Consider the following 14,363-nt stretch of genomic DNA (forward strand, 5'->3'; position numbering starts at 1 on the left):
GGTGGCTAACTTGATTATAAAATTCGCGTAATTATTTTCACACTATAATATTTTAGAAAACGTTATTATTGAATGTTCAGTCCAACACGGATTTTTGAGTGTTAACTCTCACGTGACGTTATTTCAATTAACATTCGTGTATGATAAACTGATCAAAGAAGCGATCACTCGGGGGAATGAAAGATGAAAAGCAAGAAAATAAGCATTGACTTTGATTGGAAGAAAAACGTAAAACTTTTTGGGATATTGTCATTTTATATATTTATCAGTATATTTTCACTATTTTTTTTAAGGAAAACTGGTTATATTTTTAGGGGCGATGATTTGCATTTTCACATTGACAGAATTGAAAACCTTGCGCATCTTTTAAAACATCACTCTTTATTTTCATTTATCACTACATATTCTTATAATAATGTAGGAATTGCTATGGACCAGTTCTATCCAAATTTATTTATTTATCCATTTGCGGTTTTACGTCTGGTGATTAAAAATCCTGTTTCGGCAATATATGATGGATTGATGATTCTAAATTTAATGACTTGTCTGGTTGCTCATTATTCTTATATGAAGTTTTCTGGGTCAACTTTTAAAGCGTTTATCTTTACGAATTTTTATTTTTTTTCAACTTATCGTTTTATTGATATGCTTACACGTTTTGATCTCGGAGAACTTTTAGCAATTGCATTCGTTCCCTTAGCCTTTCTTGGGTTTTACGAAGTTTTTTTTGCAGATGTAAAAGAATGGCCAATTCTTGCAATCGGAATGAGTTTGATTTTATATTCCCATCTTTTGAGTTTAGTAATTGTTACTTTTTTCTTTTTTATTATTTTAATTCTTAATTTTAAAAAGATTAAAAACATTCTAAAATCCTTAAAATGCCTGTTTCTTGCGGTTGGCTTGTTTTTCATTCTAGCTTTTGGATTCATATATAACCTTTTATATACCTTTCACGGTAATTCGATTAAAACACCTGCTGTAACCAATTTACAACAATCGGCTATAAATCCGGGTAACCTTTTTGAAAGTTCATTATCAAATAGTATATCAGGATTCGGTGGTCAAACGTATAATGTTGGTTTCGTTGCAATAATAATTTTACTATTAATATTGTTTAAAAAAAATATAGTTATAAACCATCATAAGCAAGTTGTTATTTGGACACTGGTCAGTTTGTTCATTTCTACAAATTTATTTCCCTGGTTTTTACTGCAAACTACTCCATTTGCAATTATCCAGTTTCCATGGCGTTTTTTGATTATCGCTAACTTTTTTATATCTCTTCTTGGAGTTGATGTGATTACTCCAATATTTAAACTGAAAAAAAATAAAATTTTCATTTGGCTACTACCTATATTTTTGCTGCTGCTTAATTTAAGTGCAGTTGATCAGTTTATTGACCAGCGGCAGACGTTGCCTGTGGTAAACTTTACTTTAAAGTCCACAGATAGTGCCGCACACGCACACCAAATAAAAGTAAATAATTCAAATTATTATCGATTAACCAAATTAAATAATACTAGTGACTACATTCCACTAGATGATAAAATTGCTAGACCCGCTGATATTGAAATTTTTCATCGAGTTATTAATCATAGGGGAATTTTGCAAAATGGACATACTATCAAGTTCAAAAGGGTTATTAGTATTCCTAATGGTATGAAGTATAAAATAAGTGAAAGTTCTGGAAACTATAGAATTTCTTTGCCGTTTTATATTTACAATAAAAAAAATTATGTTGTCAAAATTGATCATCACGTGGTGCCATTACGTCTCAGTAAATATAAGTTAGCTAATGTGAAGATCTTCAAAAATGATAGAGAAATCCAAATAAACTATGTTCCAACAACTTGGCAAAAAATTGCTATAAGCATTTCTGTTGTTGGTGCAATTGTTGTTTTAGTGTTTGCAATTCTAAAATCTGTAGGACGGCTGATTAAGTATTGAAAGGATCATATTACCTCATGTTAAAAAAAATGCAACTCAAATCTAGAAAAAGTATTTGGATAACTATGGCTATATTTTTTATCTTTATACTAATTACTTTACTTTTTTCTTATTCTTTATGGAGCACTAAAAAATATCCGGTTGTTATCAGTACAGATTTCTTCTTTCATATGAATCGTTTGAGAAGTTTTTTAATGTCAATTCATAATGATCAATATTTTCCAAGAATAGCAGTGGGCTTTCTAAATGGTAACGGATATTCTTCTCCACTTTTTTACAGTAATTTAATTTTTTATCCTTTGATATTGTTTTCTAAAATGCCTTTTTCCTATTTAACTTATTACAAATTACTATTATTGATATATAATTTTTCGGGTTTAGTAATCACATATTTCTGTGCTTTAAGGATTTCAAAGAAAAAACTAATTTCTTTTTTTGTTGCGATCTTGTATATGACTTCAATTTTTTATCAATATGAAATGCTGGTAAGAAATGCTTTAGGAGAAGGAATTGCAATGGCATTTCTTCCGATGGTTGTTTTAGGTATCTACAACTTAGTTTATGCTAAAAATCATGGTTGGTTTGTGTTGACCATTGCTATGACGTTATTGGTGTATACGCATTTGATTACAACTGCCTTGTGTGGTTTTGGGATGCTCGTTTATTTGATGCTTCATTTAAAGATAATTTGCAATAAAACAGCTATATTTATTAATCTTTTTAAGGCAGCTGTTGTTAGCTTTTTACTTTCGGCGGGCTTCCTCTTACCTATGATAGAACAACTAAAAAAGGTGAAAATGTGTGTAAATGCAAGTCAACTAGGCAATATTGAGCATTACATAAAAACGCCGTTTAACTTATTTCAAGATACTTTTGGTCTTTCACTAACATCTGCCAATATTGGGATCGTTTTTGTTGTTCTATTAATTTTAAGGTTTTTTATTAAAAAAAAGAATACATGGATGTTACGTGGCGATAAATTTATAATTGCTGGTGTACTTATTGCAATTTTCTCAACTAACATAATTCCATGGGAACAATTATTGGATTATACTGGTTTAGCATTTATACAATATCCTTTACGGTTAAATACCTTTTCAACGTTATTCTTAGCAGTTGGCAGTACTTTATACGTTTATGCTTTTATAAAGGAACATCAAAATATCGGTAGTTTTGCAACGCAAAAGTATGTATTGTCATTTGTTACTTTGATTCTATTTTTAAATTTTTCAACTATTTTCTCAATTACTTCTGTTGCACGCAAGCCACAGGAAACTATAGTAAATAGAGTGACTTCCATTAATTCGATGGAAATAGGACAAGGCGCGGAATATTTACCTGTTGGAACACGCACAGGTAAATTAGGTTCGAAAGTTGAAACCTCAAATGGAAAAATCAAAAAGATCGAAAGAAATTTAAACAGTTTTGATGTTGATTATGTAGCTGCTGGGAACGATAAGAAAGGTAAAATTGTTTTTCCATTGATTTATTACCCTGGGTATAAAGCTACACAAAATGGAAAATACTTGACAATATATAGATCTGATAATCATCAAATTAAAGTTTACCCGAAGAAATCAGGCACAATTCATGTTTGGTATGCAGGTACGAAAATTCAAAAATATTCAAGCTTGGTTTCTATTCTAACTTTGTTAGTATTTGGATTTGCATTATTATATTATATATTTTCAAGTGTGTTTTCACGTGGAAAGTCGTGTAAATAAACATAAGTGATTAAAATTACGCTGATAGTCCTGGCAGTAGACTAAACTGCCGACAAAAAAAGAGCAAAATCAACAAATGATTTTGCTCTTTTTTCTGTAAATACATATAAATATCAAGTTTTGTGTTGATTACTTACTTTATGAATCCTTTAATTTTTATAGAATACTGTTTACCAGCAGTAATATCATATTGTATTAATTTATAGTCTTTTAATATTTGTTTTGCCTTCTTTGAAAGATTTTTTTCAGGAATATATTGACCAGATGAGTTCATAAATTTATTTCGCTCTGCGGCAGGAATATATTTATTTATTTCCGTCAATAGTGCAATATATGGTGAGACCTTGGTGTCAGTTTGTTCGAATACCATTGGCGTAAACATGTTTGGAGATACTACTTTTGTATTTTTGAGCGATTGGTGCTTAAAGTTACTATAAATAAAGTAATTGGTCTGATGAAGTTTATTGTCATATTTAGTAGCATTGTTTCCTGAAACGATAGAACCATCGTAAAGCCCTGGAAGATGATCGCCGTACCAAACGATTGTAATGTGCTTTTTCATTTTAGCTACTTTATTAATTAACATTTTTAAAGCTTTATCTGTATAGTTTAGTCCTTGAGAGTAAGATTCAACTTTCTTCAAACTATAATTCCATAATTTACCAGTTGCCTTGTAATTATTTTTCGTGTAAGTTCCAGGCGTATAGGGCATGTGGTTTTGCATCGTTGATAATTGTATAAATTGTCCTCTATTTGTTGAGTTAAGTTGTTTTAACAGTTGACGATAAGCAGAATCATCAGAAATATACTGCGACTTTCCAATCTTTTTGGTATACGATAATTTGCTTCCATTAAAGTTATAAAAATGTTGAAATCCGAATTTTTTGAAGACGGTTGTTCGGTTATAAGTAGTACCTGTGTACGGATGAATTGCATTGTTTATTTTAAAATAGTCAGTAATAACTGGTAGGTTATTTACTTTTGGGACTAAGAAGACATATGGTGTCACCAGGGATGGATCAAAGTTGTTCATTGAGAGACCGGTTAATGCCTCAAACTCAATATTTGCTGTACCACCACCGTAGCCAGAACTGTACATCAAACCAGAAGTGTTTGTGCTTTCAATTTTTTGCTCGAATGGAATTGGGTTTTGGGATAATTTTACAGTTGGAACCATACGAGGATCCGCATAGCTTTCACTCAGAACGTAGACGATAGTTTGTGAATTCAGATTTTTGTTTTTCCTAGTGCGATTAATTTGATTGGCAATGTTTTTATAGTGCAAAGCAACGTTTTTAATCTTGCTTTGACTGTAACCATTGGGCTTGTCCATAGTTTTGATTATAAGAGTTCCCATAAAAGTAGTTGCAGGTCCGTATTTGTTTGCAGCTGCTTCTAGAGCCTCAGGGTGGGCCTGAAATCCGGAATTGTTGAGAACGGTAAAGAAGACATTTTCATTGGTTGGTTTTTGATTTTTCCAAGCAATTAAATTCAATTGATTTTCAGTTTGAGCAAAACCGTATAGAATAAAGCAAGTACCGATAAAAATGACTAATCGAGCGGGTATTTTATAAATTCTTCCTTTAAAAAAGAAATGTTGCATAACTGTTGAGAATATGATTAAGGTTATTAAACTAATTAAAAGGCTTATAACAATTTTTAAATTTACCATTTTTACAATATCAGGTAAAGATTTAATTAATCCGAAGTCTGAGCCAATGATTGGTTCATCACGTGCTGCAATTTTTGCAAAATTTGCGTAACTCCAGATTAGCATTAACATGACGAAAATTGTGTTGGAGTACCAGAAACGATTGAAAATTGTTTGTATAATTAAATAAATCAAGGCGATTAGAAGCAAATTGATCAATTCTAAATAAAATTTACCATTTTGACGCCAAATCATAGTTTTTAATCCTTCTCCGTAGAACTGAGAGTAATTAAGGATTAGATAACAGGTGCTAATTAAAAATACTGAGACTGGTAGGGAAAATAATTTGTTTTTAAAACTCTGAAAACGAAGAGCCAATCCTAAAGAAACAATAAAAGAATAGAGAGTAGCAAATAGAATTGTTGTCAAGCTAAAAAGTACTAAGTGGCGTAAAATGTTTGGTAAATAATTAGGATTTTGTGCACCAATATAACGTGTTAAAATTTGTTCAGTTAAAGGATTTGAAAATATCAATATCAGTCCTAAAGTCATATTAACGCTGGTTAAAGAGATCGTAGTTTCATTTGGACCACCATCGAAAATTTTTGAAGAAAATAGAATCAAACAAATTAACCCGCCAATTGGTAATAATGCATGTAATATAGAGGTTGATGATGTATGAAGTGCTACAATAACTAGAATGGCTTCAACACAAAGTGCAACATACTTAATTATAGAAGGTATAGAGCCAAATAACTTACTTTGATAGAGACACGAATAGGATCCAAAAAGGAGTGAAAAAAATGTCCAAAAAATTAAATTTAATAATGTGAAATGATTTAAAACTAAAGTTTCACACAATAGTGCAATGAAAGCAGCTAAAAACGATATAGAGCCAACATTGCTGCTTATTTTAATTGATGCATAGTGGAAAATGAATGTGAAAATTAAGAAGCCCAGAACAACTGTAATAAACCAGTAATTACGTATTGCAACTGGGAAAAGAGATTTTAGAAAAGTCAGTTGATTAATGCTGGATACATCAATGCTAAAGAGTAAAGAAATGAGTGGAATACTGAAACAAAGTAACGTTCCATAAAATTGAACTATTTTAATCAATCGAATTTCTTTTAAATCTAAAGACTTTCCAATAATGAAAGCAATGGATATTAGGCTTATATTTTTGAAAAGAGCCAAAAACTTCAGTGCATCATAAGTTGTTGCTGCCAACTTCAAATTGGAGGAATCATATATTATTGTTGCAAAAACTGAAATAACGAATGTTAATCCGAAAAATATGGTCAGAATAGCAGATCTTCGATTTAATTTTGAAAAAATCATAAGCGAACCCCTTTTAAAATAAAAATTCATTAACTCTTAATATCATAACACTTTCCTGACGGTATTCTAATTACAAAAAGAATTGTTTATTTTTATTTCAGGCAAATCAAACAAATTTTTTTAAGACTAACTTTGGTTAATTGAACTCGTTTTAGGGTAGAAATTTTAAGAGATTATCAAAACCTAATTAGGAGTTGCAAAAAACTCACATTGAGAAAATCTCTCAATGTGAGTTTCTTATTAGAATAATTAAATCTTTAAACATTTATTTCGTAGCTTCTTGCACAACCTTTGCCATTGCCTGTTTTTGATAAGCAGCAGTGGCTTTTTTGGTTGCTTCAGTTGTCAAAGCTTTTTGTTTGGCAACTGACAATGTTGGATCCTTTTTCATCGCCGCTGTGACGGCTTTTTTAACTGCAGCTGTCACATAAGCTTTTGCTTCTTTTTTCATATTTGCTGAATTTTGTTTAACTAATTTTTGAAGTTTTTTAGCCTGAGCTGAACTCAAAGTTAGCCAATCTTTATTGATCTCAAGTGCATTGCGATGCTTTACTAATTTATGATCATTACCTGCAATACCGAACCAAAGTTTATAGCCAGAACTCTTATAAACCCACCGCGTTGTTTTGGTGACAACACGTGGAGTGCCAGAAATCACCTTAACTTTATTAGAAGTTTTGGAAGGGTCTGGGTTAGTTGTGATCGGTTTCTTTTGAGAGGCATTTTCTTTATAGATGTAAACGCGATTCTTACTGGAAGTTCCAACATCTTGATATAGCAACATTTTAAGTTGTTTAGAAGGCGAAACGGAAATAAGATCTGTTGTTTTAGTCGTTGTGACTTTCTCCATGCCAAAGTGGTCGCTGTCATTTAAAACGATCAAGACAAGTGAGAGGCCCAACAACGCTGCTAAAACAATACTTACTGTCCATCGTATAAATGGTTTTGAAATACTTACCATGCTGATGAACAGGGCGATGGCAAGAACTACAACTGCAACAATAATCATTAGTTCTCACCTCCGTTAACAACTTTTTCTGGTTTGATTGAACGAGGGCTTCGACCACTTACAAAGAAGGAAACGACAAGTCCAATTAAACAAAAGGCAATAGCAGCGGCAAATGCAGCATGATAGCCACTTAGGGTTGCATTCATAAAATCATTTTTATAGTTCAATGGTGCTGATTTAAGCAAGCTCTTTTCAGGTGCTTGATTGTTGGTCACATTAGTCAAAATACTGATTAATATAGCTGTTCCTACAGATGAGGCTACCTGACGAAGCGTGTTATTTACGGCAGTTCCGTTACTCATTAAATGCAATGGCAGAGCATTCATCCCAGCAGTAGTAACTGGCATCATGGTCATTGAAATTCCGGCCATTCGAACACCATATAATACAGTGATATAAATGACAGGTGTGGTGCGTGTGATAAAGGCAAACGGAATGGTTCCGATAGTTAATAAGAACATCCCTGTAATTGCCAAACGACGTGCGCCAATGCGGTCAAAAATCCGTCCGGTGATCGGACTCATTACACCCATCATTAAAGCTCCGGCTAGCAGTGTTAATCCGGATTCCAACGCAGAATCTCCCCGCACGATCTGCAGATAGAGAGGTAAAACCATTTCAACACCAACCATGGCCATGTTGGAAACTGAACTAAGCAAAGCTGAAACAGAAAATTCTGGGTTTTTCAAAACCCTTAATTCCAAGAATGGATTATCAAGGGTTAATTGACGCCATCCAAATAATAGGATGAAAACAACCCCAATAATTAGGCTGGCAATGACAATTGTACTTCCCCAACCTTCAGTTCCAACTTCTGAGAATCCATAAAGTAAAGATCCAAAGCCAATCGTTGAAAGCGCAGCTGATAGCCAATCCAAACTAGATTTTTTGGTTGGTAAAACGTTTTTCATGAACCAAAATCCGGCGATAATGACGATGATGACAATTGGAATTAACATGCCAAAAAGGACACGCCATTGGTAAGTATCGATTACCCATCCAGAAAGAGTAGGACCAATTGCAGGTGCTACACCGATAACTAATCCGGCAAGACCCATTGCTGTTCCGCGGCTTTGTGCCGGGAAAATTGAAAGCATCAAGGTTTGTAGGAGGGGCATTGTGACACCAACGCCTAAGGCTTGAATAAGACGACCTATTAAAAGTACTTGAAAACTAGGTGCAATGTAACAGGCAATTGTTCCAAGTAAGAAAATTGTCATGGCACTTTCGTATAAGGTCTTTGAGTTAACACGTGATGTTAACCACGCGCTAATTGGAATCATAATTCCATTAACTAACATGAATCCGGTTGTTAACCATTGAACCGTTGAGGTGGTGATGTCGAAACTCTTCATTAAAGTTGGGTAGGCGGTAGAAAGAATTGTTTGATTCAAAACCGTACAGAAAGATCCAACCAAGAGGAGCACAACAAGTAGGGAACGGTTATATGGTTTTCCGTTTGTATCGATTGCTTTTCCCAAGATGATGCTTCCTTTTGTAAAAAATGTTCAAGAACTAATATATGCCATTTACATTTTATTGTCAACTAATTTGACAATAATGTCAGAATATATATAATTAATGTTAGTTATTCTGACGAATTCGTTTTCTTCTTATAAGTTCGTTATAATTTGTAAAGATATTAAATAGAATCTGAAAAGAAATGGAATGAAAAAACAAATGAATTCTGATTTTATTCAAAGAGTAAAAAATATTATGAAAACTCATGATTTTCTTCTGGGAATTGGCGATATTGCTAGTGCGACGAAAGTTTCTCAACGCCAACTGAGGTATTGGGAAAAAAAGGGATACATTCACCCAACCAAATCCTCTGAAGAACGTCGTCATCGTAAATACTCCTATCATACTTTGATGAAGGTATCAATGATTCAATCTTATGTAGATTCTGGCTATACCCTTAGTGTAGCGGTAGAAAAATCTTCTAAACATGAAGAAATGACAAATGCATTGAAACATTTAATTGGCGATCGATTACGTGATTTTAACATCCTTGAAGATGGTTATGAATTAGACTTTGGAGCCGTTGAGGGAATTTCAGAAAGCAAAAATTTGGTTGCGGTAATCCGGGAAGGTCAACCTACCAAATTTATTTTACGAGAAAAAAGTGATTCATAGGTCACATTTCAGTAATTTATGAGCTCCTGCGTACTATTTAGTGCCACACTTAGTGGTGTTAAATACATAGCAGGGGAGCTATTTATATGGAAAGAAAATCAAAATTTTTACGTCGCCTAATTTGTGGATTAGCTGTAGGATTAGTGACATTGGGCCTGGCAGATTCTGCGCTTGCGGCGACTTATACGCAAAAAAGTAACGCACTATCATCATACTCTGCCAGTAAGTTCAAATACGTTAGTAACAGTAACTACTATTTAACTGGTAACTTTACAACTAAGAAACAATATTCATATGCATCTGGGTATAAAAAATCTACCTTTCAAACAAGACCAGATTCTGTAAATTATAAAAAAGGTAACAAAAAAGTTAGCTTTAAATCAAGTTATTTTTTGCCAGTTACTAAGTGGAAAGGGTTAAGTTGGGGAAATCCACAAAGTTTTGCGATGACCAGTGCGAATACAGCTTATGTTTTATGTACCAGTGGGTCGTACGCTTGGATTACAAGGTATAATCTGAAAGAGTTGCGGGCGTTAGGTGCTACAAAATCCGGTAAAATGGATATGATTCGTCGAGCTACATTTTATAATGCCAATGCGAAAAAATATCCAACACAAAATCAAAATACAACCTATAAAAGAGTTCTAAAAGCCGTCAAAGTTGGGCCTAAGTTTAAGAACTTTGGTCATGGACAATCTTTGGCATATAATCCAAAAGATAGTTCACATCTTTGGTTTGTTGGAACCGGATTGGTCGCTGGGAATCATGTCTCAACTAAGGCAAATGTTCAACGTGTCAAAATCAGTACGTTAAAGCCAGATAAGAAAATCAATTTCCGTTTCAAGAGCAAGAGTGGCTACATTGCTGGTGGGTTAAATTTGGCGTTTGATAAATCTGGGAATGCCTACTTGGATTCAAAAACTGGTACTCGCAGTTTGAAATTATTCAAAGGCAAAATTTACACTAAATCAGTTAAATTTAAATTGGTTATGCAAGGTATTAAGTATGCTCCCGGTTCACGAACTCAGTCACTTGCATACAACAAGAAGCGCAATCGCCTGTACATGATTGCTGATGATAGTGTTATTTCAGTCCCTGTTTCTAAATTAGGAAAACTAAAGAAGTCTGATGTTCAGTCAACTCAGTTTAGTGCTAAACGGGAATTTGAAGGTATGCAGTTTACTAGTGATGGTAGTTCATACTTACTAACCAATAAGGGTGCTGAAATTATGCAAGGTAGTACAAAATCATTCTAAATACAAATTACTAGTTATTTAATTGAAAGTAGTGTAACATTACTCTTGAAAATTAAATAAGGTTCGTCTTCAGGGGCAGGGTGTAATTCCCGACCGGTGGTTGTAAAGTCCACGACCCATCATTGTGATGGTTGAATCGGTGAAATGCCGATACCGATAGTTAAAGTCTAGATAAAGAAGATTGGGTTATTTAGCTTACTAAAAATTCAATTGGCTCTCTATACTCTGAAATAGTATAAAGGGTCATTTTTTATGAGTAAAAATAATTCACCTGGGATGAGTCCTTCAAGGAGGATGTCTCACATGGGTAACAAAAATGTTACGCGTTTAGTGGTCATCGCAATGATGGCTGCGATTTCTTATGTTTTATTATTGTTTAGTTTTCCAATTTTGCCAGGATTTTCATTTTTGAAAATCGATTTTGCCAATGTTCCAATTCTTATCACAATGTTGGTCTATGGACCAGGCGCAGGAGCGGTTACGACGGCCGTTGCAGGTTTGTTGGATATTGTGACTAAGGATAGCAGCATGGTTGGTGTGATTGGAATTATTGCCAATTTCTTGGCGACAATGTGCTTTGCATTACCAATCTACTATTCTCTGAAGAAACACATGGATCAAGGGATTAAACAACAAGCCCGATTTCTGGTTCGGGGAATCGTTTTGGGGACAGTCTTAATGGCGGTCTTTATGAGCCTGACCAATCTGTTCATTTTGTTACCAATCTACTTTAAACTGGTGAGTTTCCAGATCAGCGTTTCGACACTCAATATGGTATTGTACGGTGTCTTACCGTTCAATCTGATTAAAGGCGTGATTGTGGGAATTGCCACAGGTGTGATTTACGCTCGAATGGTACCGTGGCTTCAAAGTCGTCTGCAAACCGTTAAACGTTCATAATAAAATAATGCCTGTTGGTGAGAATTATCGAATTGATATTTCTTCACTAACAGGCATTTTAATTTCAGTTAATTAGTTTAAGATAATTAGATCGCGGGTAATATCCGAGAGTCGTTGACCACCGTCCTTGGTCACAAGCACGTCATCTTCAATCCGGATTCCACCGAGATTCGCCACATAAATTCCTGGTTCCACGGTTAAAATTTCGTTTTGAGACACCTTGTATTCAGGCATCGCGCCGTAACTTTGAGGATATTCATGGATATCTAGTCCAATTCCATGACCAATACCATGATTGAACTCTTTGCCGTAACCTTGTTCAGTAATAAAATCGCGACCAATTTTATCAAGAGCTTTGCCACCGACGCCCGGTTTGATGGCATCAATGACTTTTTGTTGGGCTTCTTTGACAATTTCATAGATTTGTTTCAGCCTTGGATCGGGTTCGCCTAGTGAAATGGTACGGGTAATGTCTGAGGTGTATCCATCAAAATAGTAGCCAAAATCAATGGTAATCATTTCCCCCGTTTTGAGCACTTTAGTAGTAGCATCTCCATGGGGCATTGCCGCACGGGGACCACTAGCCACGATTGTATCAAACGAAGCACCAGTGGAACCATGATCCTTCATCCAAATGTCCAGTTTGTTCACAACTTGGATTTCAGTCATGCCCGGGTGAATTTGGGTGAGGAGATACTTAAAGCCTTGAGAAGAAAGCTCAATGGCTTTTGTGGTGGCCTCGATTTCTTCAGGGCCTTTAGCAGCTCTGAGAATATCGACGACTTGCGAAGTTGCGGTTAAGGTGACTTCTGGTAAGTGGGTCAGTTTTACATAAACGGAATACTTGAGATTGTCTTCAAAAGCTAACTTGTGGACCTGCTGTTTAGTGACCACACTAGTGATGATTTTCATATAATCACGGGTAATGGCAAGGTTAATGCCTTTTTCGAGACGCTCATGGAGATCTTCTTCGTAGCGAGCGTCGGTGATTAACGTGGCGTTGTCAGTGGTCACAAGTAAGCGACCATCATCTTCAAGACCATCAAAACCTGATAGGTAAAGCAGGTTGAACCGGTTCTCAACTAAGATTGCATCAACTTTTAAGTCAGTTAATTTAGTTTGCAGTGCCTGGATTCGTTTTGTATACATAAAAAAGCCTCTTTTTCTAGAATTGTCATAAATCTAGTTTAACCTAATTTTAATGAAAAACAACTTGTTTTTGTGGGATTATAAAATCAATAGCAACTTTCAAATTGGCTTTTAATGTTTAATGAACTAGATTGGCAGCAACTAGCGGGAGGTTTTGTAATGAACATGGAAGAAAAACTTTTGTTGAATAATTGTTTAGAAACGGAGCGCTTATATTTACGTCCGGTGACAATTGAAGATGCAAAAGATATGTACGAATATACGAGTGATCCGGAAACAGTTAAGTATATGTTCGAGGTTCATCATAATTTGGATGATACCAAACACGAGATCTTAAATTATTTTGTCAAAGAACCCATCGGTAAATGGGGAGTTGTGCTTAAAAAGACAGGCAAGTTTATTGGCAACGCCGAAATGCATATAGATACGCATAATTTAAGTGCCGAAATTGGTTATGCGATTGGGCGGAAGTTTTGGGGAAATGGCTATGCTCCTGAAACCGCAACACAAATTTTGGAGCTCGGATTTGCTGAAATGGGACTGAAACGGATATATGCACTCTATTGCGTGGATAATAAAAAATCGGGCCGAGTGCTGGAGAAAATCGGCATGCAAAAGGAGGGCATTTTACGAAATAATAGTCAGTTAAAAGGTAAAACGGTGGACGATGGGGTATATGCAATGACTGATGAGGACTGGCAGAAACTCCAAAGAATTGGGGAAGCATTTTAATTGTAACCGTTTGCATATCGTGGTAGTATTATAAGTGAGGAAGGGGTTAAGCCCCAACCAAGAAGTTCTTCTCATATCGAAGGTTAGCTGGTTAAATTTGAACCAATCTGATAAACGAAGATTTAAAAACATCATCTACAGACGTGATGTAGAAAAAGAGTCTGAGATTGTGACAGAGATAGGCAGTTAACAGCGAAACACCTTAGTTTGTTGGAGGATTTTCAACATCGGTAAGATAAACTGGATAAACGGCCAAAAAGTTCGCTGAGGCTCGAAAAAAGTGTGGAATCAGTGGGAAACTACTTGAATCGCACCAGTAGATAGACAATGGATAATGCGAGTGGGCTAGAACGAAGGCCGATGAAGCACAATTAGTAAGAATAGTGGATGTTCGAAGATGAAATGTCGTGCGAGTTCTTACGAAACAAATATGAAAGTTGTGAAGGTGTAAGGTTATTTCAAAAAGTACTGTATTAAAAGGTTGGGGAACTTCCTCATAAGGGAATCCAAGAAATGAG

General features: G+C 34.8%; 10 protein-coding genes and 1 riboswitch. Of the genes, 6 read left to right on the plus strand and 4 right to left on the minus strand.

What is annotated here, in order from left to right; genetic code table 11:
* Positions 1-183 precede the first annotated feature (183 nt).
* Entirely contained in the window at positions 184-1,947 is a 1,764-nt protein-coding gene (locus PPA04_RS08125; protein WP_057784866.1) for a putative glycosyltransferase family protein, read from the plus strand.
* 17 nt (positions 1,948-1,964) lie between these two features.
* Positions 1,965-3,671, plus strand: a complete 1,707-nt coding sequence (locus tag PPA04_RS08130; RefSeq protein WP_057784867.1) for a putative glycosyltransferase family protein — start codon at positions 1,965-1,967, stop codon at positions 3,669-3,671.
* A 133-nt stretch (positions 3,672-3,804) separates the two neighbouring features.
* Here PPA04_RS08130 and PPA04_RS08135 read toward each other — a convergent pair whose 3' ends face one another.
* The 3 genes from PPA04_RS08135 to PPA04_RS08145 form a co-directional block, all read right to left on the minus strand.
* Complete coding sequence (locus PPA04_RS08135; RefSeq protein WP_186806975.1) at positions 3,805-6,663, minus strand: LTA synthase family protein; 2,859 nt, start codon at positions 6,661-6,663, stop codon at positions 3,805-3,807.
* A 265-nt stretch (positions 6,664-6,928) separates the two neighbouring features.
* Positions 6,929-7,672 carry a DUF4811 domain-containing protein gene (locus tag PPA04_RS08140; protein ID WP_057784864.1) on the minus strand — a complete coding sequence of 248 codons (744 nt, stop codon included), beginning with the start codon at positions 7,670-7,672 and terminating at the stop codon, positions 6,929-6,931.
* Positions 7,672-9,153, minus strand: a complete 1,482-nt coding sequence (locus PPA04_RS08145) for an MDR family MFS transporter (protein ID WP_057784863.1) — start codon at positions 9,151-9,153, stop codon at positions 7,672-7,674. The genes PPA04_RS08140 and PPA04_RS08145 overlap by 1 nt, the downstream gene beginning before the upstream one ends.
* 235 nt (positions 9,154-9,388) lie before the next feature.
* On the opposite strand from PPA04_RS08145, the gene PPA04_RS08150 reads away from it, so the two are divergent.
* The 3 genes from PPA04_RS08150 (at position 9,389) to PPA04_RS08160 (ending at position 11,964) form a co-directional block, all read left to right on the plus strand.
* Positions 9,389-9,808: a MerR family transcriptional regulator gene (locus tag PPA04_RS08150; RefSeq protein ID WP_229923059.1), complete on the plus strand. Its 420-nt coding sequence runs from the start codon at positions 9,389-9,391 to the stop codon at positions 9,806-9,808.
* Positions 9,809-9,894: 86 nt separating this feature from the next.
* Entirely contained in the window at positions 9,895-11,064 is a 1,170-nt protein-coding gene (locus PPA04_RS08155; RefSeq protein WP_057784861.1) for a hypothetical protein, read from the plus strand.
* Between the two features lie 61 nt (positions 11,065-11,125).
* Positions 11,126-11,250, plus strand: a riboswitch (FMN riboswitch).
* 117 nt (positions 11,251-11,367) lie between these two features.
* Positions 11,368-11,964, plus strand: coding sequence for an ECF transporter S component (locus PPA04_RS08160; protein WP_057784860.1), 597 nt, complete (start codon positions 11,368-11,370; stop codon positions 11,962-11,964).
* A 72-nt stretch (positions 11,965-12,036) separates the two neighbouring features.
* Here the strand turns inward: PPA04_RS08160 and PPA04_RS08165 are convergent, their stop codons facing one another.
* Positions 12,037-13,113 (minus strand): M24 family metallopeptidase, encoded by a 1,077-nt coding sequence (locus PPA04_RS08165; protein WP_057784859.1) that lies wholly within the window; start codon positions 13,111-13,113, stop codon positions 12,037-12,039.
* Between the two features lie 159 nt (positions 13,114-13,272).
* Here PPA04_RS08165 and PPA04_RS08170 point away from each other — a divergent pair, with 159 nt between their 5' ends.
* Positions 13,273-13,845, plus strand: a complete 573-nt coding sequence (locus tag PPA04_RS08170; protein WP_057784858.1) for a GNAT family N-acetyltransferase — start codon at positions 13,273-13,275, stop codon at positions 13,843-13,845.
* Positions 13,846-14,363: the final 518 nt, after the last annotated feature.

This window comes from Pediococcus parvulus (assembly GCF_007990205.1).
GTDB classification, from domain to species: Bacteria; Bacillota; Bacilli; order Lactobacillales; family Lactobacillaceae; genus Pediococcus; species Pediococcus parvulus.

Excerpts from the sequence above, each read along its gene's own strand:
- PPA04_RS08125 (WP_057784866.1), top strand. The coding sequence starts at position 184 with ATGAAAAGCAAGAAAATAAGCATTGACTTTGATTGGAAGAAAAACGTA.
- PPA04_RS08130 (WP_057784867.1), top strand. The coding sequence starts at position 1,965 with ATGTTAAAAAAAATGCAACTCAAATCTAGAAAAAGTATTTGGATAACT.
- PPA04_RS08135 (WP_186806975.1), bottom strand. The coding sequence starts at position 6,663 with ATGATTTTTTCAAAATTAAATCGAAGATCTGCTATTCTGACCATATTT.
- PPA04_RS08140 (WP_057784864.1), bottom strand. The coding sequence starts at position 7,672 with ATGATTATTGTTGCAGTTGTAGTTCTTGCCATCGCCCTGTTCATCAGC.
- PPA04_RS08150 (WP_229923059.1), top strand. The coding sequence starts at position 9,389 with ATGAAAACTCATGATTTTCTTCTGGGAATTGGCGATATTGCTAGTGCG.
- PPA04_RS08155 (WP_057784861.1), top strand. The coding sequence starts at position 9,895 with ATGGAAAGAAAATCAAAATTTTTACGTCGCCTAATTTGTGGATTAGCT.
- PPA04_RS08160 (WP_057784860.1), top strand. The coding sequence starts at position 11,368 with ATGGGTAACAAAAATGTTACGCGTTTAGTGGTCATCGCAATGATGGCT.
- PPA04_RS08165 (WP_057784859.1), bottom strand. The coding sequence starts at position 13,113 with ATGTATACAAAACGAATCCAGGCACTGCAAACTAAATTAACTGACTTA.
- PPA04_RS08170 (WP_057784858.1), top strand. The coding sequence starts at position 13,273 with ATGAACATGGAAGAAAAACTTTTGTTGAATAATTGTTTAGAAACGGAG.